The following is a 25,696-nucleotide window of genomic DNA, read 5'->3' as shown; positions in this document are numbered from 1 at the left end:
GCCCGGACTGCCCCGTCCGGCAGGGCTCGATCACGTCGGCCCACACACGGGTGGTCCAGGGGGTGCCCTCCTCGCCGAGCCTGGCTGCCACGACATCATCGAGGAACAACGCGTTGTCAATATCCGTCGCCACCTGCGGCCACCAGAGCGAATCGCACTCGGTGCACAGAGAGAACACCGCTCCATCGCTCTTGAAGCGGTAGGAGTGGAGCCGGTCCTGGCCACAGCGTGGGCAGATCGGCGGCGTGCTTATGGCTGTCACCCTGTATCCGCCCCTCGAATCACAGTGCCCGACCTACACCTCGAAGGGCCTCGGAGCGCGGCCGACGCCGTGAGAGACGACGAGCCCCGGGATCGGCCGGCGGATTCACGTCACGCAGCCTGGGCAGCTCGCTTCCCCCCGGAGTTCCGCCTCTTCACGCGTTGATCAACGGTCGCCATTGCCGAAGGATACCGGCCGAATGACCGATGATGCCGCAACGACTGCGCGGTGGCCCAGGCACGCGTTGCGGAAGTCGCACGATCACCTCGTCGGGCAACAACGCGACCACCGGGAGACATCAGCGCTAGTGCCGTAACCTACGCCTGCGCTCGTGCGCCTACCTTGCCGAAAGCCACTGCCGTCATATCCGAGTCCAGAACAGCGGGTGCCAGGAGGCCCCATGGGCTCTTCCTGGCACCCGCTGTTGACCGTTGTTCACCGATTCGCGCCCAGAGCGGGCACGGAGACCTCCTGGCTGCCGCTAGACGGCCAGATTCACGGTGCCGGGTAATAGACGTAATAGCAGTCGAGATCGCCGGCGTAAGGGCCGCAGTACCCATCGTTCCGGTAATCGACTGGCCGGACCGGCTCTACCACCCAATAGACGAACTGCGGTTCCCATGGAGCTACACAGTAGTAGCAATCATGCTCTTCGTACTGAGTGCATCCTCCTATCAGGGTAAACACCGCGAGAATTGCCCCAAACACCTCAGCGGCTTTAATGAACAGGCGCATAGCCGCCACATCCGCGGCTAGCTCGAGCAAAGATGCTCACGAATTCCCCCTAGATATGTGAAGTCTGCGCCGCTCGTGTCGTATGCTCGCGCCACTCACACGTCACGACAAGTTACCGACGTGGCCAGAACTTGTCACCGGCGCGTTCCACCCTGGGAACTTCTACCGGCGCACGCCCCCGGCTCAGAGGTTCTAGACCGAAGGAAAAACGATTATTCAAACCATCCCCCTTCACGGGCTGGCGCGCGTGTGCTCTTCTTGCTTCCTTCTGGCGAATTGGGGGCTGGCGGGCCGGATGAATGATTCAGCGGAGAAATTCGCCTTCGCGAACAACAACTTCTGGCAGAGGGAGCGGCTGTATTGGCAGGCAGCGCATGCGGGTTTGCCTACCGGGGTGATCTTTGACCGTCTCGTGGAGGCCGGCCGGTCGGTGCTCGAGACGAGACAGCAACTGACCGTGCCGGGCCGCGAATTGGCGCACGGGTTCCATTCAGACGCTGACATCGCGGGGGCAGTGCTTGGTGTGTACGAGCGGGAGGCGACCACACATGAGGCTGGAGATTGGCCTCGCGAGCGCATGCAGGAGCACTGGGCAGCGGCACGTGAGATCGCCGCGCTGGTAGGGCCGCTCAGGTTGCGCCAGCATCTGGTGAGCAGGGCGCAGTATGCGCTGGGCCAGTCTCAGGCCAGTAAGGCACTGGCTCTGCTGGATCAGGCCAGACGACTTGCGAGCGAGCCTGTGTTTGCGTCCGGCAGCGGCGAGACGCAGAGGTACCTTCATGGTGATCTGCGCGCAGTGCAGGCCGCCGCCTTGCATCAACTGTACGACTCGGTCACCGCCTTGACGGTTCAAGCGCCTCTGGAACGAGAACTGAGGGAGCTGTTACCAAACGGACCGTTGCTCGACGAGGCCGCCCGCAGGAAACTGCCCCGGCGCGGACAATCGGCATCAGCCGATCACTTACTCGCGGCATCGACCGTCTATCACCAGGTGCTGGATACAAAAGCCGCCGCCTTGCGGGATACCGGGCACCCTGCAGAGGCTGAGAGGACCTATTTGATACTCGCGCCGCACTACGAGCAGCAAGGCCTGACTGAAGTAGGCATGCTGCAACTCGCCGCTTGCGCGTTGAGCCGAAAACAACCGGGGAAGGCGGGTCGCTGGCTCGACCGCGCTGCGCCACTTTTTGGAACGGCTCCCGTAAGCCGTGACTCCGGCGGGGACCTGACGTCCATGCGAGCGCACCTCAAGCGAGTCAAAGGTGCCGTTTACTGTCGCATGCGCGCCGAATGCTCTCGACTACAGGGCCAGCAAGTGGAGGCTCTCGTTTGGTGCCGCCGCGGCGAGGTCTACCTGAGGGCTCATCCCGATCACGCGGCGGAAGCGGGCTTGCAAACGGAGAGAGCGCGGGTACACCGGGCTCTGAGCGAACCGGCCTCCGCGGCCGAGGCGTACCGTAGGGCAATCGTTGCTTCGGACTGGCTGCTGCGGGCTCCCCTCGGTCACCGCTTCGACACCTTGCACCTGCGCTTCCGACAACCACTGTTCGACGAGGCCCTGCAAGCGGCACAGGAGACCGACAATGCTGAACTAGCCACCCTGGTGACCGACCTGCTCAAGGCTCGAGCTTTCACCGCTCGATTGGCACTGGCCCGTACTTCCGTGCCGGCTGCACCGCCCCCTGACGAACAGCCGGACCGGCATGAATTTCACGACCTCACCGAGCGCATCGGGTTTGCCGAGCGCCAGGGACAGTCGGAACTGGCCGAGCAGCTCTCTCAACGCCGAGCCACACTGCTCACCCGTATCCGTGCCGTGGATCCACGGTGGCAAGTGCTTCAGCAAGATCCGCCCTTCGACCCCGCCACACTCATCAGCTACCTCGCGGCGTACGGCAGTCATGCATCGGGAACCGGGGCCGGTGCTTGCGTCGCGCTGAGTCTGTACGAACAGGGGCGCAGCATTGTGGCGGCCCTGGCGACCGCCGATGAAGGGCTGCGGATGGCAGTACAGCCGCTGTCCAAGAAGACCCACCGCGCCCTTGACTCGCATCAGCGTCTGCTGTTGTCGGGCAACAAGCCGCAGCCTATGAATTTTTGGGACGACTACGGTATCAATCTGAGCGACCTCATCCCCGAGTCGTTCGCTGACGTGATTGCCGCGGCCGGCACCTGTCTGCTGTCACCGCACGGCCGACTCCACGCCTTGCCATGGACAGCGGTCCGCCACCAGAATCGTCATCTCATCCGCGATACGTCCATCGGGGTCGTCCCCAACCTGGCATGCATACCAGTATTGGACCATCGCCCTTGCGCACGGCTGCGCGTGGCCCTTGTCGGCGTTACTGAACTACTCACTGGCAAAAGGCAGTTCGATCCGGTACGCCGCCTGTTGTATAAACTCTCCAGCTCTCTCACGCCAGATCAGCTGTACGGCCCACCGGTCATCGATCGGGCCGCAGACACCGCCGCGCTGCGGGCCTTGCTGCACTCTGGCCCGCGCGTCCCGGGCGAGACCGCCGTGCTATGCCTTGGTACACACGGCTTCGCGGCGCCCGAGGCGCCGTTCCGGGGTGGTGTGGAGATGGCGGATGGCTGCATCGAGGCTGGCGAAGTCTCACTCGGTCGCATGCGCTTCGAGGAAGTCGTTCTTGTAGCCTGCCGCACCAGTTGGCGCGCGTCCACCGATCGCCGCGGTGGCCACGGAGCTCTGGTGGAGCCGGACGAGGGAAGCCCGGACGAGCCATTCGAACTAGGCGGTGACCAAGCGAACGCCTTGGTGCACGCATTTCAGGAGGCAGGAGCCGCATTCGTTCTCGCCAGCCCGATTCCCGTATGGTCCCGTGCTGCGTCACGCTATTCCGAGAAGTGGTTCGGACACAGGGCAGCGAGATGTACTCCATTGGAAGCCAGTCGACGGACAGCTGTAGAGCTGCTGAATGATGACAATACATCAGAGATAATTTCGCGCTGGGCCGGCTTTACGGCGTACGGAGTCCGATGAACCGAAAGGAGCCTCGAAGTTGAACAACGAACAGGAAACCGAGCACAATTCACCCGGTGGTCAGCTGGAATCGGAAGATGTGCAACAGAATCCGCATAAGTTGTCGGCGAAACAGCCAACCATCGATGTTGACCCTGATGACGAACCCATGGAGTACCGCAAAGGGCCTTGGACCCCCTCCAGGCGCCAGGATCCCCCTCCAAACCCCGACCAGCCTCCCGCTCCGTCCGAGCCAGACGCTTCACCACCTGCCTGACCAATAGTCCATCGGCAGCCGTAGCCGACCACCCCGGTCATGAAAGGTGCCGCATGCCGTCGAGCCTGATCGGCCTGGTCGCCCTGATCTTCGTCGCCGTGCCTGGGTACTTCTACCTTGTGCGGTACGAGCGGCGCGGCCTGCGAGAGCGGCACGGTTCGGTACGCGAGATCGCCGAACTTTTTGCCGTGGGCGCGTTCGTGGCGGTGGCTGTGGGGGGAAGCCTCTTCATGCTCGCCGAAGTCGTTCCGGGGTTGGCTACCCTCGAGGGCATCGTGTCCGGGTACAAGTATCTGCAGTCCCACCCCTGGCATCTCGCACGATCCGCCTGCCTACTCTTCATCTTCAGCGCTATGACATGCGCTGTTCTAGGCGATATACGAGGTCGAAAGAGAAGCGACAGCAATCTCTCCAACCACCCGGGCACCGTTTGGACTGACCTACTACAGACCCCGCGCGGAGAATCCGATCCCATCGTGGAGGTGCTGATGGATGACGGCACCCGCGTCCATGGCCGTTGCCATATGGTTTCCCTGGAGCGAGATATCGCGCAGCGGGACGTGGCTCTGCACCATCCGGTGGCCGTTCAAGCTCCAGGTCAAGACCTGGCGACGGCCTCGCCAGCGGACTACGTGATCATTCCTGGTGGACTCATCCGACTGATCCAGATCACGACATTACGCGACGTGGATTCCGCCTGATTCATTGTTCGCCATCGCCAGGACCCGGCTCTTGGGAGCCAGCCATAGCATCCACTCTGGCCATTCGGTACCGGGGGTCAGTGGAAGTGGGCCGCCCACGACTTGCCCCTGATATTGCCATGGCGCTCGGCGTCAGCCCGCTCGCCATCACGCCGGCCACATCGGCACGGAGGATCGGCGTAGTGCCCTGGCTCCGTACGGTGTCGCCCCCGGCGTCCCGCCGGGGGCGACACCTCACGTCCGGGTTGGAGAGTGTGACCGGCGACCTGGAAAACGCCACCGTGTATCCACGGCGATCACCCGCTGTTGCCCTTGACTCCAGGGCAGCTCGGCACCCGAAAGGCACTCGCCGCCGAACACTCTGCCGTGATTCATCCACTCGCTGAGCTGATCGTGCCGGCGCGGCTATATGCTCGGCGCCGGGTCCGCCTTCAGAGCCTCTCCGGCTCTTCGGCTTCAGTGCGGTTGCGAGTGTGGCACGCAGACCGACTGGGCATCGGTGACGTAACAACACGAGTGCCTCAGCTCAGGGCCGCCGGATTCTTCGATCCACTGATTACCGTCCCATACGTTCGACGTGAAAGTGACCGTCATTTTTCCTGCAGGTGCGATTCCTTGCTCCTTGCCCATTCCGCGCCGCTCAAGGAACGCGACGGGATCAGCCAGCAGCATCGGCACCTCCTCGGGAGAGACGTCGTAGTGGAAAAGAGGTGGGTCCTGCTCCATCCCGGCAACGCCAGGACCTGCAAGCTTGACTACGTTGGCGCTGGCATAGTTATCGGACAACGGATTCCTCCTGTGTTTCGGATGTCGGCATTCCAGGACCATTCCGCCGCGAGATTGAGCACTCTATGGGTAGCCATGCCCTTTGGCGGGTGATCGCGCCTGGCGTGTTGGCAAATGTGATTTGCCACGCAAAGGAAGTGCACACAGGCTGGCCAGGGTGATGATGCAAATACGCAGATCGCACCGGAGCTAGCCACACCCGCCTCCGCTGTCATCCCGGACCCGAGCGCCCCCGCGGGAGGCAGCTTTCAACCTCGCAGGCTTCGGCGCCCCGGGCCGGCGTTCGGGTTGCCGCAGTTGCTCCGGTTGGCCTGTTTGCTGGCTTGGCGCCTTCACCGGCCTCCGCTTCGGGGAGCTGGCCGCTCATCTCGACGCGTACGGCGAGCCGGGCCGTACCGGTGGTGTTCACCGGGGCGCGGGGCGGGCGACTGCGCCGGAACAACTTTCGCCGCCTGTGGCTACAGGCGCTGGAGACGACCAGCCTCGGAGACATGCACTTCCACGATCTGCGCCACATCGGAAGCGCCCTCGCCGCGACTGGTGGTGCCACGACGCGTGAGCTGATGCAGCACATGGGCCCTCCTCGGTGCGGGCCGCGTTGACCCAGGCCCGCTACTGGCTGGCCATCGCCCTCGTCGACTTCACCGCGGCCGACGGAGCAACGATCCACCACATCGAGGCCTACAGCGCCCGCATGACCGAACGCCGCCCTGTCCTCCATGCGGACGGAACCATCGAGATGAACGCGGGACCAGTCGAATTCAAGGGCGCTGACCAGCCGGCCCCAGGCTCGGCGGGCGCAGGCGTCGTCTGTCATGTCCTACCGGGGACTCGTCTCAGTCCGACCGTTCCGTCCCGAAGCAACTTGGCCGGGCGCCAGCCCCTGGGCCACTGTGCCCCCTCACCTGCTGCGATAGTCCGTCAGTGTGCTCGGTTGTCCGCTGCTACGCGGCGGCGTTGTCACGCAGTCAGACACTTACCCTGCCCCTCGATGCGAACTATCGGCGGGGCGGTTGCTGACGTACGTCTGCTCGGCTGGGCATTGGTGGTCCGGCGGCCGGTGCCGGTCGACTGCGTTCGCCGGTGGTTGCTGTACTTCTGCGGCTCCGGAGGGCCGGCGGTTCCACGCATGACCTGGCACGGCTTTCGCCGGGAAAGGACTTTGGCCGGTGATGGCGCGCTTTGGGACATGCATCCCAGCAAGAAAGGACCGCACGAGCTCCTCTTGTGCTTTTATGCGGCCTAGAACTTCTGCTGCGACCCATTGCAGATCTTCACCCCGACGGCGGCCGGTGTGGTGCTCCATCTGTCCACAGCAGGCGGGGCTGGGTGGAGCACAGGGGTGAGCCGGCCTCCGGGGCGCAGCGTGGGCTCAGGCCGCCAGGCTGGTCGAACTGGTGAAGGGTCCGACGGCCGCTGCGATGTACCTGACGTAGCCGATTCCGGTACGCACCGGGACCGGAACGTTGCTGTCGACGGTGCTGCCGTTGCCGAGCTGCCCGGAGAAGTTGCTGCCCCAGGCGCGAACTGTGCCGTTGGCCAGGCGCGCCAGGCTGTGTGAGCTGCCCGCGGCGACGTCTCGGACGCCGCCGAGTCCGCTGACCGAAACCGGAACGAGGCTTTCGCTGACGGTGCTGCCGTTGCCGAGTTCTCCGTTGCTGTTGTTGCCCCAGGCGCGGACGGTGCCGTTCGCCAGGCGCGCCAGGCTGAAAAAGCCACCTGCGGCGACGTCTCGGACGCCGCCGAGTCCGCTGACGGGGACCGGGACATTGCTGTCGGTGGTGGTGCCGTTGCCGAGCTGCCCGCTACTGTTGTCGCCCCAGGCGCGGACGGTGCCGTTCGCCAGGCGCGCCAGGCTGTGGTTGAAGCCTGCGGAGATGTCTCGGACGCCGCCGAGTCCGCTGACGGGGACCGGAACGTTGCTGTCGGCTGTGGTGCCGTTGCCGAGGTGCCCACTGTCGTTGTCGCCCCAGGCGCGGACGGTGCCGTCGGCCAGCAGGGCGAGGTTGTGATCACAGCTGGTGGCGACCGCGGTCACGTTGCTCAGTCCACTGACGGGGACTGGGGTGGTGCTGGTGCCGCCGGTGGTACCGATGCCGAGCTGCCCGTCGCTGTTGTTGCCCCAGGCGCGGACGGTCCCGTTGGACAGCAGGGCGAGGCTGTGGGAGCAGCCGGCGACGACCGCCGTCACGCCGCTCAGCTCGCGTACCCCACCAGGGGTGGGGTGGTTGGTCATGGTGCCGTCGCCAAGCTGCCCGGAGCCGTTGGCACCCCAGGACTCGACGCGCTGGGCCTGAGCAGCGGCCATGGGTGCGGGCAGCGCCAACGTCGCCAAAGTAGTCAGCAAGACGACCAGCCCCGCCGACAGGACGGATCTCGGACTGCGCTGCCTTGTCCGCAGCAGTTGCATGTGTCACCTCGGGATGCCGAGTGCGCGGCCGTCCTGGCCTGCGCTACGTGGAGTGATGATTTTGATTCATCAGGTGACAGTTGGTGCGAGGTGACACCCATGCCGTGTACGAGTTGCTGCGGACGGCCGAACACCCCGTCAGACCTCATGCCGCGGAGATCGATGGGTGGGGAGACCACCTGAGCAGGTTGGCCACCTCAAGAGCGACACCTGGGGAAGTTCAAAGAGCGCCATCAACGGCCTACCGACGGTACCCGGAGGTCGGTGGAGTCTTAATGACCGAGTCAAGGGGGTCGGCGGGCGGCCCCGACGCTGTCAGCGGTCTTCGCCGGCGGCCTCAAGGTCGTCCATAACCTGATTGTGGAAGTCACGCTCGGCCTGGCGGCAGGGGGCGCCGAAGTACATGCGTCCAGCGTCGCCAAGTCCGCAGTTCAAGAGGCCCATAGTGACAAACACAGCATCGGTCCCATGGCAGTTGTGGTCCTTCAGCCACTGCTGCAACGTGTTGCTGTCCTGCGTCACTTCCCAGATCGATCGGGCCGATTCGATCATGGCTGCGACGCGGGCTGATCGTTCTGGTCCGATGCTCACCGGCTGTGCCTCCTGGGTCACCGCAGCTTACTGAGGCCCTTGTCAGGCCGGGCAGGGGGATGGTGGTTGCGTGGAGATGAGCCTTCCGTCTCGGAGGAGTGGCCCCAGAGGACATCGACACGTCGGCGAGCGAGGGCGATCACGGTTGGACGTGTTTGCAGCCCTCGGCTCGCTTCTTCAAGTAGTAGTCGCGGTTGGGTCCTTCGCGGATGATGCTGGTCTGGGCGGACAGGTAGAAGACTCGGCGCAGGCGTCGGCTGTATCGCTTGGGGCAGTGGAGGTTGCCGGTGCGGCGTCCGGAGTCCCGGGGAACGGGAACGAGGCCGGTGGCGGAGGCGAGGTGGCCGGCGTGAGGGTGACGAAGTGGGAACCCCTGTACGTACCTCGGACCGCCGAGCTCGTGCCCGCACTCCTGGAGCAGGTGGAGGCAGGGACCGGAGACGAGAGCGTGTGGCGCGAGCTATGCACCTTGCTGTGCATCGAGGGCGAGACCCTCGTCCCTGGGAGTCTCGCCGCCCTGCCACGTCTGGTCGCGCTCGCCCGGAGCGAAACACAAGCGCTGGATATGGCCGGAGGGATCGTGCGCAGCGCGATGACGGACGACCATGGCGAGCGCATGTTCGTGGAGAGCCCCGACGCCATCGCGGAGCTTCGAGAACTAGTGGACCAGCGTCTCCGGACGCGTCCGACCGACTACATCCGGGGCCTTCGCACCCTCCTCGCGATCGAAGGGCAGTTCCACTGGAGTGCCGTCCTCGGTGACTTCAGCGACGAGTTCTACGAGGTGGACTGTCCGCACTGCGCCCTGACGGTGACTATCGCCATCGGGGGATACGGGTACTACTCGGCCTACCGGGACTGGGACGCGGGCGATGTCGACCGGCGCGACCTGCTGCCGGCGTCCGTTGCGGAGCTCGACGGCATGGGGCGGTGGATGTACGACCTCGCGGTCCGGGACGGTCAAGACCGGCTGGCCGAAGGGGTGACGTATCTCTTCGGCCGCGCGGAGTGCCCACGCTGTGCCAGCGTGTTCCGCATAGCCGATGAGTACGCAGCCGACAACCTCCCTATGTTCGGGTGACACGCACCTAGTTCGGAAGACGCCGCATGCGGATGCATCCCGACCTGGGTGGTCGTTGACCTGGGGTGTAGTGCTTGCCTCGCCCTGGTTCCCCGTGGTTCCCCGCTCGCTACTGGCTGATCGGGCACGCACGGGCACGTGACTAGCTCTCGATGGGGCGCTCTGTTTGATCGAGGCTGCGAGTGATTGAGATCACTACCCCGGCCATGATCAGGATGTAGATCAGGCTCGACCACGGCTGCGGGATGTTGGGCTGGGCCACGCCCGCGAGCACGGCAAGTGCGACAAGCCAGACGATCAGCAAAGGGCGTCGCGCGACATGGCGTAGAACGCTGGTGAATGTGCGCGGCCGTTGCGGATGATCGGCACTTGTCGGTCCAGGACCGTACTGCCGCCTTGCAGCCGCCATCGCCCGCGGCGGCCAGGCCCTGCCGGCCGAACCACAGGACGACGACACCACCCTCGTCCTCGCGCACTGGACCTCTGCCGGAACCGGACTCGGCCGCGCCGAGGAATGGCTCGCCGCCTCACTCACAAACGACACCACGGAAGGGATCTGCTGATGACCGACCAGCTGCTTACGGTGGACGAGGTGGCGAAGCGCCTCGGGACAACCGCCCGCTTTCCCCGGCGGCTCATCGCCGAGCGTCGGATCGTCTTCGTCAAGGTCGGGCGGCATGTCCGCATCCCTGAGCCGGCTTTGGCGGACTTCGTGGCGGCTAACACAGTCCAGCCTGTGGCCACCGCTCGCCGCCGGTTCGGGGCGGTGGCCTGTTGGCGAACACCAAGGGGAAGCGGCGCCGTTTCGGTGCGGTGCGCAAGCTGCCGTCGAACCGGTTCCAGGCTCGGTACCAGGGGCCGGACGGGCTGCTGCGATCAGCGCCCGAGAGGTTCCCGTCGCAGACCGATGCCGACCGGTGGCTTCTCCGCAAGGAAGCTGAGATCCTCGACGGCCGATGGGAGAACCCGGACGACAAGATTTTCTTCGGGGTCTACGCCGACCGGCCTCGCTGACGGAGGACCTGGCCGCTCATCTCGACGCGTAGCCGAGCCGGGCCGCACCGGGCTGGTGTTCACCGGGGCGCGGGGTGGGCAGCTTCGCCGGAACAACTTCCGCCGCCTGTGGCTGCGGGCCCTGGAGACGACCGGCCTCGGAGATGTGCACTTCCACGATCTGCGCCACACCGGGAACACCCTCGCCGCGACCGGCGGCGCCACGACGCGTGAGCTGATGCAGCGGATGGGGCACTCGTCTGTTCGGGCCGCGCTGATCTATCAGCACCTGGTGAACGGCCGTGACCATGCCATCGCGGCACACGTCGACGAGCAGATCAGGAAGGCCCGGCCCGCCGAGTCCGACGAGGCATCTGGCACGTAACTGGCACGACACCTCTCCCCCGCCCCGGCTGAGGAACGAAACAAGGCCCAGGCTCCCGGTTCGGTACCGGTGGCCTGGGCCTTCGTCGTGCTTCACGCGAGTGGGCGCGGACGGTTTCGAACCGCCGACATCTGCTTTGTAAGTTCGCCCGGACACCCGTCGGACCTGGATGCAATGTCGACGCCAGCACCATGAAAGGTTCCCCGATGATGCTGCTGTACGCCGCCGTTGATGTCAGATGGTGATGTCAGGTTGGATGGCCGTACTACCTACACGCTCGTGCCGAGCGCAGCCCGTATAGCGGCTACCAGACGCGTGCGTTCACTGGTAAAACGTCCTGACCGTCGCTCCGCCGCCCCCGGTAATTGAGCACCGCTTCGAGGTCCTCGGGGCCGAGGATACCCAGCGCCACCACGCAGCCCGGCGAGAGGCCCGGCACCGCCCGCAGCGCATCGCGCGCGGCTGTGATCCTGTTCTGAACCGTCTCTGCGGGCCCTTGCTGGACTTCATCAAGCCGTTGCAGCGCCAAACCCGCTGCGGCGGGCTCACTCGTCAAAAGGTCTTCCAGCATTCGGTACGCCTGCATTGAGAGAGCGCGCCTGGTCGCATCCGTGTGCATACCCTGGAGCTCGGCGTCCAGCCGCTCTAGCGCCGGCACCACATCATCGGGCGCCACCAGCTCCGCTTCGGCGTGGGCCAGCCGGTAGGCATGGAACGCCTTCTTTGCCGCTTCCACTTCCTCCCGCGCCCCGCTTCGTTGCACTGCCTCGTCGGCCTCTTGGGCTTCCGCAGCGGCCCGCAGGTAGGCGGACAGGACCGACCACCGCAGGTCTCTCATAGTCTGATGCCACGCGGCCCCGGCCGCGGTGTCAGCAGCCGCCCGCGCCGCAGCCGCCTGCGCGTGGCCACCCTTCGCCTGGAGCCAGGCTCCTACGACTGCCCCCGCGGTGGCACCGACCACGCCTGCAACACCGATCAGCGCCACCAGTATCTCCGTCTTCACGAGCTTCATCATCGCCGACAACGGTCGTACGCCGAGCCGGAAGACAAATCGGCATCCGGACATTGCTCGGTGGCGCCTTCAGCGACTACAGGTCTGCGCGGGACGAGTTCTATCGGCGGGCCCGAGAGGATCTGGGTGTCGCCGAGATGTCATCCCCACAGGAAGCGCCTTGGCCCCGAGTTGGCGGCCGGTACGGCCACCTTCTGATCCGTAGCTCTAGCCGGATCGGTCAGCGCCGGTCATTCCAGACGCTTTGAGGCCTCGGGGGGAAGGTAGCGGTCGGCCGCGGTTGCTGGGGTTGCGGTACGGCGCTGCTGTACCACGGGGAGGCCTGTTCTCACGGCGAAGAAGCGGAGGTGGGGCCGCGCCCCGAAGATTGCCCATGCTTCAATCAGGAACCAGATAGCGGGCTTCGCATTATAGGTCGGTCCTGCCCATGCAACAAACGCTGCCGCAGTGGCAAAGGGGTGACGGAATGTCCAGGATGGATAGAGAGGAGATTAATCTGCCCAAGGGCTTGAGGTGGTGGCCGTGGAAATCGCCCAGGTCATCTTCAGTGGCGTCCTGGTTTTGGTTACTCTTGCATACGTCATTCTCACCTGGAGGCTGGCCGGTCACACAAGTAGAACAGCTGATTCAGCCAAGGAATCAGCTACCGCCTCCTTGCGAGCCGCTGAAGCGGCTGCAAGGTCGGCCACCGTGATGGAAGCTGGGCTAGCGGTGGAATTCCACATCGCGATCCGGAGACATGCCAGTAGCGGCTTTGTACGGTTCAACACCAAACCCACAACCGCGAGCGTCTACTTGCATAAGCTCACAGCGGATCTCAATGTGATGCCGGATGAGACAGGCAAGCAAATCGACGTTCCACCTTTCGATCTCCAGCCTGAAGACGGTCAACCTCTTCCGCTGTTCGCCCATTGCGGGGATGCCGCAGCCTTTGAATGGCCACATCCGACGGCACGCGTAGGGGACTTTGGCATATGGGGCCACGTAATCGTTCAGTATTCCCTTTCCGAGGATGCACCGACGCGTTCGCGGAGCGTACTTGTAGAAAGCAGGGAGGGGCTGCATGATCTCGCGGCTCGCCTGGCCGACGGCGTTCAAGCAAATGACCAGAACGTAGTAGATAATCTCTCAGGAGATGGTGAACGCCACGGAGTGCAGGCCGCTGACGGATGAGCCCTGGGGATTTCTCATGGCCGGCTCTGTGATTGCCCACTGTTCCTCGTGGCTTACCGCTCGACGGGCACGCATGGTAGGGGCACGTCGTTCTGATTACCGGCGTTTCCCGCTTCCGTCATCATCCAAGGCGTCCCGCGCCTGGGTGATGAACTGAGGCAGCTGGGCGGAAAGACGCTTCACAAGGTCCCTGCAATCGCGCTCCAGATTCGGGTCCGCTTGGCCTTCTGCGAAGGCATCCGCACAGGTCCCTAGCTTCTGGCAGCAGTCCTCGATGTCGGAGGCTGTCTCTGCCACCTCGGCGGGCCCAGCCAAGACCACATCGAGCCACGCCTTTCGAACATCGTCGGCGAGTTCTCCACAGCGTCGCGCATGCTCTGCCGGAGTTGGTTCCTGCGTGTGCTCCGTGGCGATGAGGAGCGGAAGCATCGCCATGTACCACTCAGCGTTGCTCGCGGCGTCGATGAACTGCTTATAGAGCCCTTGGCGAGGCTCCCTGCGTTGTCGGCGATGCTCAGCGCGAGCTGTGATCTTCGCTTGCTCTCGCGAGGCCCAGCCAGTCGCCAATGCGGCTCCAGTCGTTGCTAGGGCTCCCGCGCCTGCGCCAAGTACCGCTGCTAGCCCAGCATCCATGAGACGAAGATAGCTGTGCAGCAGTGGCCTACGAGGTCGGTGGAGCGGCTTTGGGCGGGAGCTGCCATGGGGCGAGAGATCGGGGCCCGTACGCTGTTCAGCGAAATCGGGCAGTCTCTGGACCTGCCCGCAATAGCCCGATGTGGGCCCCGATCTTCGAGGCTCGCCCCATGGTGGCTGCGTAAAGCCGCGGAGCCGACCGCCCCAGCCACGTGCCGGCCGTTCTTCTCTGCGTCTGCTCGCGCCGCGCGCGTCCGGCGGCCGGGCGGAGCGGGGCGGAGACAGGAGCGTCGCCCGGCGCCAAGCCGGGCGCGCGGCGAGCGGAGCGAGCCCTTGATCGAGTAGAGAAACTCTTACCGCGCTCCCATGGCCTGCGGTCGGTCTGTCGACCTGTCCGCCTGCTGAGTTACGGTGCTGCCCATGCCTTCTGCGCTGGATACGCCCCATGGAGCGGCCGAGCTGGCCGAGTCGTTGTTGCCACCGCTCGGGAACCGCTGGCTGCACACTCAGGCGGTCGCAGCTCGGGCTGTCGAAGCCTCAGAGGCTCTGCCCGAGAACGAGCGGGACCTCCTCGTCGCTGCGGCCTGGCTCCATGACATCGGGTACGCACCCGAGCTGCGTGACACCGGATTCCACCCGCTCGACGGCGCCCGGCATCTGGCCTCGCTTGATGCGCCCGATCGTCTGGTGCGGCTCGTCGCCCATCACTCCGGCGCGGTGTACGAAGCAGAGCAACGTGGGCTCTCGGCTGAGCTGGCCGTGTACGAGCGGGAAGACTCCCCGGTCCTGGACGCGCTGATCTTCGCCGACATGACCACCGGCCCCGCCGGGCAGCGCTTCGACTTCGATAGGCGCATCGACGAGATCCTGGTTCGCTACGCGCCCGGCAGCGAAGTGCACAACGCGATCAGCAAGGCCCGGCCCTACCTCGGGGCCGCTGTCGAGCGGACTCTCGCGCGGCTCGACGCTCAGCCGATGTAAGGCGTCGCTTCGCCGGAGAGTCCGCGATCGATCCGCATCCGCATCGACGGATGAATGTTCAGCTCGTCGAGCCGGTCCGGCCGGACGAAGGCGACTTCCTTGCTCTCGCTGCTGGTGCGCAATTCACCGCCGGTGATCTTCGCCGTGAAGCAGATCGAGAACTGTTGCCGTACCTCGCCGTCGTCGTACGCCATGACGTGCGCCGGGTTGGTGTACAGGCCGACCAGACCGGTCACCTCGACCTCGAACCCGGTCTCTTCCTTCGTCTCACGTACCGCGGCGTCTGCGGCAGACTCGCCAACATCGACGCCGCCGCCGGGCAGGGCCCACAGATCGTTGTCGGTCTTGTGGATCAGTAGCACTTCGCCGGCCTCATTGCGGGCAACGGCGGTGACGGACGGGACGATGCTGTTCGCCTTCGGAGCGTTCGGATCGTTGAAGTAGTCGATGCGGGCCATGACTCCAGCGTCGCATGCCCGTCGCCGACTGCGGTTACGACGGGGTGCCCTGCTCCCACGCGTAGTCGAAGCTCTTCATGTAGTGGCGGAACGTCCGGGCCCCGGGGATGTACCGGAAGTGCAGGACCGGGTTCTGTCCGGCCGGTGCGCCGAGAACGTGTGGGTTCACCAGGACGTCGTCGTCGAACCGGTAGATGGAGTTGTAGAGGATCGTGTCGTGGAGTCGGACCTCGACGCCCGGTGTCCTGGTTGCTGGTTCGAGGTAGCGGCGGGTGATCCGTGCTCGGGCGGCAAGATCGCTGCCGATGCCCTCTTCCTCGCCACGCTGCCGGACCATGTCCGACTCGGGGTCACCGAGGAGTACCCGGACCTGGGCCCCTGCCTTGGCCTTGTCGGCGAGCTGGTCCGGCAGGTCGGGGTGGCTGTCGAAGAGGAACAGGCCCGCGTACACGAGGATCTCGACGTGGCTGGACGCCTGCTCGATCAGCGATGACCAGAGGGTGGCCGGCACTGCTCCGCGATGCGGGTAGTACGTCACCAGTTCCGAAGTGCTGGCCGTCTCCGCCTGCTTCGTCACCGCAGGCCAGAGGTAGACCTCGTCCACGCCGAGGAAGCTGGACGCCTTCCACCGGTGACCTCGGTGTGGCGTGCGGTCCGTCGTGATCCAACGCTCGACGCTCTTAGGGTCCACTCCGACGTGCTGCGCGACCGACTGAACGGTCTCGCCCTTCGCCGAAATCATCGCGCGCAGACGCTCGTTCGCCATCTCGGTATCGCCCTCACCTGGGGGACGCTAGGGACGTTTTGACGATAGCTCAGACGTCCCCAAACGTCCATACGGGCCGTGATGTGTCCATCACTTGCTGCGGTCTCCTGATCTCACCGCCCGCTACGGCGGCCCGAATCACCCTCAACTACAGGAGACAAGACGATGCGTCAGATTCCCGTCGACACCACCGGCGCCGTCGTGATGGTGGCCCAGCCCCCGCAGCCGAAGATTGCCAACCGTCAGACCGGAGAGGTCGCCACTGACCGGGACACCGGTGCACCGCTGATGACGGTCGACGTCATGTTCGTCATGAACGGCAACGCCGAGATCCTGAGCCTGACCGTTCCGGAGACCGGGTTCACCGGCGAGCTGACCACCGGCACCCCGGTCGGCCTCACTGGCGTGGTGGCCCGGCCATGGGAGAACGAGTTCAACGGACAGAAGCGCCCCGGCATCAGCTTCCGCGCGATCGCCGTCACCTCCCTGGCCGCGGACGCCGGCAAGCCGAAGGCGGCCTGATCGTGACCGGGACAGCGATCGGTCTGCTGGTCGTCGTCGGGCTGGCGCTGCTGCTCAAGTGGCGCCGCCCCGCCTGGTACTGGCTCGCCTTCGGCATCGCCCTCGCGGCCCTGCGGGTCCTGATCCGGTACGCCTCGGTCATGGACGCCTGCGGGCTCACTGTCCCGCCGTCCCGGCTGCGGCTGGCCTGGGCCCGCATCGCCCACCGGCCCATCCCGGCCTCCCGACCGCCACGCATCCTGAGCCTGCGCCCGACCCGCACCGGACTGGTGCTGCGGCTGGGACTCCGACCCGGTCAGGACGCCTTCGACTTCGCCGCCTCCACCGACCGGCTGCGGCACTCGTTCACCATGCAGGGCGTCACCTCCCGCGAGATCAAGTCGGGTGTCGTCGAGCTGCGGATGACCGGATACGACGTGCTCAAGCGGGTGCAGATGCCCGCGAGGGTCATCCGTGAAGGCCTACGCATCCCCGTCGCCCTGCGGGAGGACGGGGAGGTCCACTACCGCGACTACCGCCAGGTCCCGCACGCCCTCAACCTCGGTGCCACCGAGTCCGGAAAGTCCGTCTACCAGCGGCAGTTGGTCAAGGAACTCGCCGCACTCGACGTCGCCCTGGTCGGCATTGACTGCAAGGAAGGAGTAGAGCTCTACCCTCTCGCCCGACGCTTCTCAGCGCTTGCCGACAATGCCGACGATGCTGCGGACCTGCTCGACGTCCTCGTGGAGAGGATGGCTGCGACGTACCGGATCGTCCGTCGCGAACAGCGCATCAGCTCGGACGTCCCCGACGCAGAGATCACCGCCGACATCTGGGGCCTGCCGGATCACCTGCGCCCGACTCCGATCGTGCTCCTGGTCGACGAGGTGGCGGAACTGTCGCTGTTCGCCAACTCGGCGGAGAAGAAGCGGCGCGAGCGGATCGTCACCGCACTGGTCCGGCTCGTCCAGCTCGGCCGAGCTGCCGGCATCTACGTCGAAATCTGCGGGCAGCGCTTCGGCTCCGAACTCGGCGACGGAATCACCATGCTCCGCGCCCAGCTCACCGGCCGTACGGCACACCGGGTCAACGATGAAGCCTCCGCCAAGATGGCGTTCGGCGACATCTCCCCGGACGCCGTGGTTGCCGCCACCCAGATTCCCGCGAACCGCCCCGGCACCGCCGTCGCCGGTGACTCGACTGGCGGCTGGGTCCGCATCCGCGCCCCGTTCACCTCGCTGCGCCAGGCCGTGAACGTCTGCAATGCCAACGCACACCGCACGCCGGACCTGCCGGAGCTGGCTCCGTTCCGGCCGCTGCCGCCCACGGTCTCGCTGGTGAAGATCCCGGCCCCGACCGAGGCACCCGCCTCCGTCTGACCCGCCCCCACACCCCGGTCGGCGCGACCTTCTCGCGCCAGCTCCCTACCCCCGCCATGCCCAAAACGCCCTGCAAAGGAGGTGAAGACATGACCCGCTCACTGCGCGTCGACGCCGTCCTGGTGCAAGCCGTGATCGCCGGGGCCCTGTCCTTCGCCCACCTGCACGACCTCGCCGCCGCTGCCGGACAGACCGGATGGAAGGCATGGGCCTACCCCGTCTCCGTCGACCTGCTCCTGGTCGCCGCCTGGCGTCGACTGCGCAACGACGGCCCGTCCCGGCTCGCCTGGTGCTGGTTCCTGATCGCCCTGGTCGCATCCCTCGGCGCGAACGTCGCCACCGCCGGATTCCTCGACCTGGCGCATCCGCCCGCCTGGCTGCGCTTCGGCATCGCCGGATGGCCCGCCCTCGCCTTCCTCGGCGGCACACTCCTCGCCCACTCACCCGCCGCGACCGACCCCGCCCATGAGTCGAAGCCGGAGCCTGAGCCGGTCGAGGTTGTGCCGGCCGAACCCGCTCCCGCCTCTGAGCCCGAGCCGGTCGAACCTTCGGACCCTGCTCCGGCCCTGACCGCCGCTGAGCCTGCTGCCGCTCCGGCTCCGCCGGTCCCGGTCGCGCTGGTCGACCACGCCCGCAAGGTCGCCGACGCGCACCGCGCCGCCACCGGCACACGGATCGACACCGACACCCTGCGCGCCCGCCTCGGCGTCCCGGCCCCGATGGCCGACGCCATCGCCGCCCAACTCGCCTAATCAGAAGGGACAACCCGCCATGTCTGCCCGCGACTTCTTCCACTCCGTCATGCGGATCGGCCCGGTTCAGGTCGGCACCCACCGCGACCGGCAGGGCCGTACCAAGCACGCCGCCGTCTGCACTGCCGACCGCTGCGGCTGGTCCTCGGACTACACCAGCCGCTCGGCCGCCACTCTCGCCGCGCGCACCCACCGCTGCCGCATCGCCTGACAGGAGACCAACCGATGAACGTCGAACTCCCGCTGATCCTCGTCATCGCCGTCTTCGGCTACTTCGGCATCCGGCTCTTCCGCCCGCCGACCTGGCTGATCGTCGTGCTCCTCCTCGGCGGCTTCCTCCTCGCCGACACCTTCCTGGCACCCGCCATCGAGTCCGGCACCCGCACAGGCGTCGACGTCGTCAACGAAACCCAGAAGTAAGCGAAGGGAGACCGTCATGCTCCGCCCGCGCATCCCCACCATGCCGACCCCGACCGGCATCGTCACACCGCTCGCCGTCCAACCGACCCTCATCGAGCAGCAGCATTCCGCTCCGACCTGCACCTGCCAGCACACCTCGCCCGCTGCTCACGTGCCTGCGCCCGCCCCGGCTCGGCCCGCCGTCCAGATGACTCCGGGCACCCTCCTCGCCCTGGTCGCCGGTGGTGCCGGAGTCGTGCTCGTCGTCGGCGCGGTCCTGGTCTCGATGCTCCTAGCGGTCGCCGTCACCGCGGCTTCGGTCGCGGTCTGCGCGCTCGTCGTCCGCTCACTGCTCAACAACCCGCGCAAGCGCTTCTGACCGGCCCCGGGGCGGTCGTCAACCGCCAAGTCACCGCCGCCCCGGAGCCGCATCCCAACCCATCCCGAAGGACAGGAAGGAACACCCATCATGGCCCAGCCCACCACCGCCACCGTGCGGGTCTGCTCGAACTGCGACGGCTTCCCCACCGTCCGCGTCACCCTCGGCGGCCGCGACCGACACGGCAACCTGCGCACCATCACCGTCCACTGCCCGGCCTGCCACGGCACCGGCACCCGCCCCGTCCGCACCGCCCAGCTGGTCGGAGGCCGGGCATGAAGGACATCACCGTCACCGCGCACCTGACCACCGACACCCGTACACGCGTCGTCGTCTTCGCGGACCACGACTTCGTGAGCCTCCGCATCGGCGGCGGGACCGTGGACGTCGCGCTCATCGCCCCCGCCGGCACCCCCGACGTCCTGCGCGCCATCTCCGCCGCAGCCGACCAGGCCGCCCGCGAACTTGACGCCCTGCCGGACCTCGACGAGGAGAGCGCGTGACCCACACCGCCACCGCGGCGGGCCTGGACCCGGCCACCCTGGACGATGTCCTCCGGGTGGCCGGGTCCCCCGGCTTCGACCGCTGGAAAGACCAAATCCACCGCACCGGCGGCTGCTCCGACCCGATCCACCTCACCGGCTGGACCCTCGCCAAGGACAAGACCACCGGCGAGACGCTGCGCCGGTACTCGACCGAGCATGAGCCGGACGGACGCCTCCGGGTCGCCTGCGGCAACCGCCGCGCCTCCCGCTGCCCCACCTGCGCCTACACCTACGCCGGAGACACCTACCACCTCATCCGCGCGGGCCTGGCCGGAGACGAGTCCAAAGACATCCCCGCGACTGTCCGCGACCACCCGCGCGTCTTCGCCACGCTCACCGCGCCCTCGTTCGGCCCGGTCCACAACCGTCCGGACCGTGGCGTCTGCCGCTGCGGCACCCACCACGCGGAGGACGACCCTGCCCTGGGCACCGCCCTCGACCCCACCACGTACGACTACGCCGGGACCGTCCTGTTCAACAACCACGCGGGCCAGTTGTGGCAGCGCTTCACCACACGGCTCCGCCGTGAGATCGCCGCCCGCGCCGGACTCTCACAGCGCGAACTCAGAGACACCCTGCGGGTTTCGTACGGCAAGGTCGCCGAGTTCCAGAAGCGCGGAGCGATCCACTTCCACGCCGTGATCCGCCTCGACGGCCCCGACGGCCCCGACACCGCTCCGCCGTCCTGGGCCACGGTGCAGGTGCTCGACGACTCGATCCGTGCTGCGGTCGCCCACTCCTACACCTCGATCACCGTCCCGGCCGCCGGGGACCAGCCCTGCCGGCCTTTCCGCTGGGGCAGCCAGCTCGACATCCGCCCGATCCGCGCATTCGGCGACGGGTCCGACATCACCGAACAGGCCGTCGCCTCCTACGTCGCCAAGTACGCCACCAAAGCCGCCGAGTCGACCGGAAGCCTCGACCGACGCATCGGCAACCGGGAAGTCCTCGACCTCCTGGACGTGCCCGACCACCCCCGCCGCCTCATCGAGGCATGCCTCGACCTCGCCCCGCTCTACCCGGACCGGAAGCTGGGCGCCTGGGCCCACATGCTCGGCTTCCGCGGCCACTTCTCCACCAAATCCCGCCGCTACTCCACCACCCTCGGCACACTGCGCCAGATCCGCGCCGACTACCGCGCCGCCCAGGACCACGACGCCCTCGGCGACCCGGACACCGTCCTCGTCCTCTCCTCCTGGGAGTACGCCGGACACGGCCACACCCCCGGCGAATCCGCCCTCGCCGCCACCATCGCCCGAGACATCCAACTCAACCGCGAAACCGCCCGCGAAGCACTCGCCGCCCTGGAAGGGAGCAAGCTGTGAACGACCGTCTTATGACCGTGGCCCAAGCTGCCGAAGTCCTGGGTACGACTGAGCGGTTTCCTCGTCGGCTCATCGCAGAACGCCGCATCGTCTTCGTCAAGGTGGGACGGCATGTCCGTATCCCTGAAAGCGCGTTGGTCGAGTTCATCTCTAGCAACACGGTCCAGCCGATCGTCACTCGTGCCCGGTTCGGGGCGGTGGCCTGATGGCGAACACCAAGGGGAAGCGTCGCCGCTTCGGTGCGGTGCGCAGGCTGCCCTCGGGGCGCTTTCAGGCTCGCTACCAGGGTCCGGACGGGCTGCTTCGATCGGCGCCCGAAACGTTCCCGTCGCAGACCGACGCTGACCGGTGGCTCGTCCGCAAGGAAGCGGAGATCCTCGACGGCCGGTGGAAGAACCCGGACGACAAGGTTCTCTTCGGGGTGTACGCCGACGCATGGTTCAAGGAGCGCGACTACGCGGCAACCACACGCGAACGCAACGGCAGTGCGCTGCGCCTCCACATCCTGCCGACTTTCGCGAACGTGGTGTTGAGTGAGATCACGACACCGCAGATCCGCCGCTGGCGTGCCGGCCTGCTGGAGTCCGGTGTCGGTGAGCCGACGGTCGCCAAGGCGTATCAGATCCTCCGAGCCATCATGAACACCGCGGTTGACGACGAGGTGATCCAGCGCAACCCCTGCCGCATCAAGGGCGCCGGGGCAGCCAAGACAGCCGAGCGCCCCTTCCTCAAGGTCTCCGAGGTCTTTCAGCTCGCCGAGGCCGTGCCGTCCCGCTTCCGGGTGCTCATCCTCCTGGCAGCCTTCACCGGACTTCGCTTCGGGGAGCTGGCCGCGCTCCAGCGTCATGACGTCGACCTGGAGCGGCGAACCGTCGCCGTGCGGCGTGCGCTGGCGGAAACCCGCACGGACGGCATCCTGCTGAAGACGCCCAAGAGCGCGGCCGGCGTGCGCACCGTGGCCTTCCCGGCCTCGCTGACGGCGGACCTGGCCGCTCATCTCGACGCGTACGCCGAGCCGGGCCGTACCGGGCTGGTGTTCACCGGGGCGCGGGGTGGGCAGCTTCGCCGGAACAACTTCCGGCGCCTGTGGCTGCGGGCCCTGGAGACGACCGGCCTCGGCGACGTGCACTTCCACGATCTGCGCCACACCGGGAACACCCTCGCCGCGACCGGCGGTGCCACGACGCGTGAGCTGATGCAGCGGATGGGGCACTCCTCGGTGCGTGCCGCGCTGATCTATCAGCACCTGGTGAACGGCCGTGACCATGCCATCGCCGCGCACGTCGACGAGCAGATCAGGAAGGTCCGGCCGACAGAGTCCGACGAGGAATCTGGCACGTAACTGGCACGACGCCCCTCCCCCGCCTCCGCGACTGAGGAACGAACAAGGCCCAGGCTCCCGGTTCGCTACCGGTGACCTGGGCCTTCGTCGTGCTTCACGCGAGTGGGCGCGGACGGTTTCGAACCGCCGACATCTGCTTTGTAAGAGCAGCGCTCTACCCCTGAGCTACGCACCCGTGGATGAGGCCACAGCCTACATGGCGCATACCCCGCAGCTCCAAACCGCCGCCGGTGCCCCGATCGGCCTCCGCCGGCTCGTCACCGTGCCGCCCGGCGGGCGTACGGGGGATAGCCCCACCAGGGAAACGGTGGGCGGCCGGATCGATGCGGGGCGGGCGCGCTCATAGGGTGAAGGAACATCACGCAGAGCTATCTGCGCAGCTACTCGCACAGCTACCTGGGGGAAAGATCGCCATGACAAGCGGACTCCGTCGTCATCACCGCCGCGCTGTCCGGGGCGGCGTCGTCGCCTCCGGGGTCGCGCTGCTCGCGGTCGGGCTCTCCGGGTGCGGGAGTGCGGACGCCAGCGAGGCGCCCGTCGAGAAGAAGTCGTTCGCGCTCACCGGGACGGCGCTGACCATCGACTCCGACAACACCGACATCGAGCTCGTGCCCGCCGACGTCGACGAGGTGGAGGTGACCCGGCAGGTCGACGGGTGGGTGTTCCTCGGGAACGGGCCGGACGCCACCTGGAAGATGGCGGACGGGACGCTCACCCTCAAGGTGAAGTGCGACGCCATCGCCAGCGACTGCGTGGCCCGGCACACCGTGAAGGTGCCGCGGGGCACCTCCGTGACCGTGGACGACGACAACGGGAGCGTGACGGCTAGCGGGTTCGACACGGCGTTGAAGCTCCGTTCGGACAACGGGAGCGTGAAGGTCACCGACTCCAGTGGGGCGCTCGAGCTGGACAGCGAGAACGGCAGCGTCGTCGCGGAACGGGTGTCGGGGAAGAGCGTCGTGGCCAGCTCGGACAACGGGTCCGTGCGGCTCGAGCTGACAGGCGTGCCCGACCGGGTGGAGAGCCACAGCGACAACGGGCGGGTCGAGATCAGGTTGCCCGGGGCCGGCGCGCCGTACGCGGTGGACGCCAAGAGCGACAACGGGGACGTCGACGTGGCCGTGCCGACCGACGACAACAGCACTCATGTCGTCAAGGCCCGCAGCGACAACGGCGAAGTCGTGGTGCGCAGCGCGAACTGACAAGCCCGTGTGTTCGTCCTTACCTGGTGGGAGAATTGACCGGACCGGGACCGGGCAGGGCGGACACAGCACGGGAGAGGGATGTGACGGCGAGAGACGCACGGCCGCACGACAAGGCACGAGCGACCGCCGTCAGGGGTGTGCGGGGGGAGGTCCGAGGCGTTCTGGCGCTGGTCCTCGTCCCGCTTCCGCTGCTCGCCGCAGTCGCGGCCGTGCTGCCCGCCGCCTTCGCGGGGGCGGGGGCACCCGCCGCTGGTTCGGTGGCCGGGGCGAGAGTCAGCGGGCGGACGCGCAGGCCGCCAAGGACGCCGCCGCGGCGGCGTTCTACGAGTTGGACACGGCGCAGCGGGATCTGCGGATCTCCATCGAGACGATCACGGCCGTGGACAGCTCGCCCGGGGCGCGCCGCGCCGTGGAGGGGTTCGCCGCGCTCGGGCAGCGCATCGACGAGGTGAGCCACGCCTACATCACGGCCGTGGACGCGCACGATCTGGACCGGGACGACCTGGACGCGTCCGTGGCCGCGCAGGCGCATGCGCAGCTGACCCGGGCCAAGGACGAACTCGTACGGGTCAAGGGTGATCTCGACCGGTTCGAGCAGGGCCTCGGGCCGTTGCTGGACAAGGCGGAGACGCAACTGGCCCGGCTGGCGCCCGCCGTCGAGCGGGCGCGACAGGCGCTCCTTTCTGCGAGCAATGCTCTCGATTCAGTACGCGGCTCCGGATTGAGGGCGGACGATCTCGCGGCGCGTCTCGCCCGCCTCGCCCCTGAGCTGACGAAGCTCAACGAAGGCGCCGGACGGCACGGCGTACCCGAGACACTGCAGCGCGCCGACCGCGTGCTGCGCGACGCCGAGGCCGTACGGACGGAGGCGGAGCGGCTTCCGGAGCGCGCGGCCGAGATCGACAAGCGACTGGTGTCGCTGCGCACCCGCGCCCAAGCCCTCACCACCCGTTCCGCCCAGGTCGAGCCCGTGCTCAGCGAGCTGCGCCGCCGGTTCACCGCGGCCTGCTGGCAGGACCTCCAGCCCGTGCCCGAGCAGGCGGCCGCCGCCGCGCGCCAGGCCGAGGAGAAGCTGAGGGAGGCCGGCAAGGCACGCGAGGAGCAGCGCTGGCCGGACGCCACCGCCCTGCTCGGCACCGTACGCGCCCTGCTGAACTCGACGGACGAGGCGGTCTCCGCGGCCGGTGACCGGCTCCGGCGTCTCAACGCCGTGGCCAAGGACCCGCAGGAGGAGATCGAGCGGACCCGTTTCGCGATCCGTGACGCCCAGCGCCTCGCGATGACGGGCCGCAACACCCCCGACCCGCGCCACGCGCGCCCCTTGGACGATTCCGTCGCCCGCCTGGAGCGCGCCGTCGCCGGGCTCGAGGGCAGACACCCCGACTACTGGCACTTCCTCACCGAGACGGAAGCGGTACGGCGCACCGTGGCACGCGTGGTCGACCAGATCCGGGAGGAGCGCGGCGCCGGCGCCGCCTGACCGGCCACCGGAGCGGGAGACCGGCGACGAGCCGCGGGCACAGGGGCGCTTCACAGCGCTGCCGGCCCTGCCTCGCCCCTGCCTCCACCCCGCCCGGTGAATGCCGGGCGCCGCCCGGCAAACACCGCATGCCGATCTGCACAGCTTGTCCCCCTTCGTCCG

Annotated in this window: 24 protein-coding genes, 1 tRNA gene and 3 pseudogenes; 20 read left to right on the top strand and 8 right to left on the bottom strand. The window is 67.1% G+C overall.

Features of this window, described 5'->3' with window-relative positions:
- Positions 1-1,292 precede the first annotated feature (1,292 nt).
- Together GLX30_RS24655 and GLX30_RS24650 are read left to right on the top strand one after the other, a co-directional pair.
- Positions 1,293-4,001 carry a CHAT domain-containing protein gene (locus GLX30_RS24655; RefSeq protein WP_159692423.1) on the top strand — a complete coding sequence of 903 codons (2,709 nt, stop codon included), beginning with the start codon at positions 1,293-1,295 and terminating at the stop codon, positions 3,999-4,001.
- Positions 4,002-4,310: 309 nt separating this feature from the next.
- The gene (locus GLX30_RS24650) at positions 4,311-4,958 is read left to right on the top strand and encodes a DUF6338 family protein (RefSeq protein ID WP_159692421.1); all 648 of its coding nucleotides are present in this window, start codon (positions 4,311-4,313) and stop codon (positions 4,956-4,958) included.
- Positions 4,959-5,414: 456 nt separating this feature from the next.
- Here GLX30_RS24650 and GLX30_RS24645 read toward each other — a convergent pair whose 3' ends face one another.
- The 4 genes and pseudogenes from GLX30_RS24645 to GLX30_RS24630 all read right to left on the bottom strand — a co-directional run.
- Entirely contained in the window at positions 5,415-5,744 is a 330-nt protein-coding gene (locus tag GLX30_RS24645) for a hypothetical protein (protein ID WP_159692419.1), read from the bottom strand.
- Between the two features lie 1,372 nt (positions 5,745-7,116).
- Entirely contained in the window at positions 7,117-8,070 is a 954-nt protein-coding gene (locus tag GLX30_RS24640; RefSeq protein ID WP_159692417.1) for an RCC1 domain-containing protein, read from the bottom strand.
- Positions 8,071-8,469: 399 nt separating this feature from the next.
- Positions 8,470-8,745 (bottom strand): hypothetical protein, encoded by a 276-nt coding sequence (locus GLX30_RS24635; RefSeq protein WP_159692415.1) that lies wholly within the window; start codon positions 8,743-8,745, stop codon positions 8,470-8,472.
- A gap of 42 nt (positions 8,746-8,787) precedes the next feature.
- Positions 8,788-9,097 (bottom strand): annotated as a pseudogene (locus tag GLX30_RS24630) (transposase); the annotation flags it as partial.
- A gap of 1,291 nt (positions 9,098-10,388) precedes the next feature.
- Here GLX30_RS24630 and GLX30_RS24625 point away from each other — a divergent pair.
- The 3 genes and pseudogenes from GLX30_RS24625 to GLX30_RS35465 all read left to right on the top strand — a co-directional run.
- Positions 10,389-10,565, top strand: a pseudogene (locus GLX30_RS24625) (excisionase family DNA-binding protein); the annotation flags it as partial.
- A 35-nt stretch (positions 10,566-10,600) separates the two neighbouring features.
- Positions 10,601-10,840 carry a hypothetical protein gene (locus GLX30_RS35470; RefSeq protein ID WP_244258547.1) on the top strand — a complete coding sequence of 80 codons (240 nt, stop codon included), beginning with the start codon at positions 10,601-10,603 and terminating at the stop codon, positions 10,838-10,840.
- A 55-nt stretch (positions 10,841-10,895) separates the two neighbouring features.
- The gene (locus tag GLX30_RS35465) at positions 10,896-11,204 is read left to right on the top strand and encodes a tyrosine-type recombinase/integrase (protein WP_244258494.1); all 309 of its coding nucleotides are present in this window, start codon (positions 10,896-10,898) and stop codon (positions 11,202-11,204) included.
- A gap of 304 nt (positions 11,205-11,508) precedes the next feature.
- On the opposite strand, the gene GLX30_RS24615 is transcribed toward GLX30_RS35465, so the two are convergent.
- On the bottom strand, positions 11,509-12,219 hold the full coding sequence (locus GLX30_RS24615; protein WP_159692413.1) for a hypothetical protein: 711 nt from the start codon (positions 12,217-12,219) through the stop codon (positions 11,509-11,511).
- A gap of 519 nt (positions 12,220-12,738) precedes the next feature.
- Here GLX30_RS24615 and GLX30_RS24610 point away from each other — a divergent pair.
- Complete coding sequence (locus tag GLX30_RS24610; RefSeq protein WP_159692411.1) at positions 12,739-13,389, top strand: hypothetical protein; 651 nt, start codon at positions 12,739-12,741, stop codon at positions 13,387-13,389.
- A 1,053-nt stretch (positions 13,390-14,442) separates the two neighbouring features.
- The gene (locus GLX30_RS24605) at positions 14,443-15,003 is read left to right on the top strand and encodes an HD domain-containing protein (protein WP_159692409.1); all 561 of its coding nucleotides are present in this window, start codon (positions 14,443-14,445) and stop codon (positions 15,001-15,003) included.
- On the opposite strand, the gene GLX30_RS24600 is transcribed toward GLX30_RS24605, so the two are convergent.
- Together GLX30_RS24600 and GLX30_RS24595 are read right to left on the bottom strand one after the other, a co-directional pair.
- Complete coding sequence (locus tag GLX30_RS24600) at positions 14,991-15,461, bottom strand: NUDIX domain-containing protein (protein ID WP_159692407.1); 471 nt, start codon at positions 15,459-15,461, stop codon at positions 14,991-14,993. The genes GLX30_RS24605 and GLX30_RS24600 overlap by 13 nt on opposite strands.
- 34 nt (positions 15,462-15,495) lie before the next feature.
- Entirely contained in the window at positions 15,496-16,227 is a 732-nt protein-coding gene (locus tag GLX30_RS24595) for a helix-turn-helix domain-containing protein (protein ID WP_159692405.1), read from the bottom strand.
- Positions 16,228-16,392: 165 nt separating this feature from the next.
- Here GLX30_RS24595 and GLX30_RS24590 point away from each other — a divergent pair, with 165 nt between their 5' ends.
- From GLX30_RS24590 to GLX30_RS24540, 11 genes are all read left to right on the top strand, one after another.
- Positions 16,393-16,749, top strand: coding sequence for a hypothetical protein (locus GLX30_RS24590; protein ID WP_159692403.1), 357 nt, complete (start codon positions 16,393-16,395; stop codon positions 16,747-16,749).
- Positions 16,750-16,751: 2 nt separating this feature from the next.
- Complete coding sequence (locus GLX30_RS24585) at positions 16,752-18,107, top strand: FtsK/SpoIIIE domain-containing protein (RefSeq protein WP_244258278.1); 1,356 nt, start codon at positions 16,752-16,754, stop codon at positions 18,105-18,107.
- 89 nt (positions 18,108-18,196) lie between these two features.
- Positions 18,197-18,859 (top strand): DUF2637 domain-containing protein, encoded by a 663-nt coding sequence (locus GLX30_RS24580; protein ID WP_159692399.1) that lies wholly within the window; start codon positions 18,197-18,199, stop codon positions 18,857-18,859.
- A gap of 19 nt (positions 18,860-18,878) precedes the next feature.
- On the top strand, positions 18,879-19,070 hold the full coding sequence (locus GLX30_RS24575) for a mobile element transfer protein (protein WP_159692397.1): 192 nt from the start codon (positions 18,879-18,881) through the stop codon (positions 19,068-19,070).
- A 14-nt stretch (positions 19,071-19,084) separates the two neighbouring features.
- The gene (locus tag GLX30_RS24570; protein ID WP_159692395.1) at positions 19,085-19,279 is read left to right on the top strand and encodes a hypothetical protein; all 195 of its coding nucleotides are present in this window, start codon (positions 19,085-19,087) and stop codon (positions 19,277-19,279) included.
- A 16-nt stretch (positions 19,280-19,295) separates the two neighbouring features.
- On the top strand, positions 19,296-19,637 hold the full coding sequence (locus GLX30_RS24565; protein WP_159692393.1) for a SpdD-like protein: 342 nt from the start codon (positions 19,296-19,298) through the stop codon (positions 19,635-19,637).
- Between the two features lie 90 nt (positions 19,638-19,727).
- Positions 19,728-19,916, top strand: a complete 189-nt coding sequence (locus tag GLX30_RS24560; protein WP_159692391.1) for a hypothetical protein — start codon at positions 19,728-19,730, stop codon at positions 19,914-19,916.
- Positions 19,913-20,140, top strand: coding sequence for a hypothetical protein (locus tag GLX30_RS24555; RefSeq protein ID WP_159692389.1), 228 nt, complete (start codon positions 19,913-19,915; stop codon positions 20,138-20,140). Before GLX30_RS24560 ends, GLX30_RS24555 begins: the two co-directional genes overlap by 4 nt.
- Entirely contained in the window at positions 20,137-21,507 is a 1,371-nt protein-coding gene (gene repSA / locus GLX30_RS24550) for a replication initiator protein RepSA (RefSeq protein WP_159692387.1), read from the top strand. Before GLX30_RS24555 ends, repSA begins: the two co-directional genes overlap by 4 nt.
- Entirely contained in the window at positions 21,504-21,713 is a 210-nt protein-coding gene (locus GLX30_RS24545) for an excisionase family DNA-binding protein (protein ID WP_159692385.1), read from the top strand. The genes repSA and GLX30_RS24545 overlap by 4 nt, the downstream gene beginning before the upstream one ends.
- Positions 21,713-22,849: a site-specific integrase gene (locus GLX30_RS24540; protein WP_159692383.1), complete on the top strand. Its 1,137-nt coding sequence runs from the start codon at positions 21,713-21,715 to the stop codon at positions 22,847-22,849. The genes GLX30_RS24545 and GLX30_RS24540 overlap by 1 nt, the downstream gene beginning before the upstream one ends.
- Positions 22,850-22,952: 103 nt before the next feature.
- Here GLX30_RS24540 and GLX30_RS24535 read toward each other — a convergent pair.
- Positions 22,953-23,024: transfer RNA gene (locus tag GLX30_RS24535), tRNA-Val, on the bottom strand.
- Between the two features lie 238 nt (positions 23,025-23,262).
- Here GLX30_RS24535 and GLX30_RS24530 point away from each other — a divergent pair.
- A complete protein-coding gene (locus tag GLX30_RS24530; RefSeq protein WP_208545478.1) occupies positions 23,263-24,051 on the top strand; it encodes a DUF4097 family beta strand repeat-containing protein in 789 nt (262 codons plus the stop codon).
- Between the two features lie 140 nt (positions 24,052-24,191).
- Positions 24,192-25,534 (top strand): annotated as a pseudogene (locus tag GLX30_RS24525) (hypothetical protein).
- Positions 25,535-25,696: the final 162 nt, after the last annotated feature.

This window comes from Streptomyces sp. Tu 2975, from assembly GCF_009832925.1.
Classification (GTDB): Bacteria; Actinomycetota; Actinomycetes; order Streptomycetales; family Streptomycetaceae; genus Streptomyces.
This window is presented reverse-complemented; position numbering and strand designations above follow the sequence as displayed.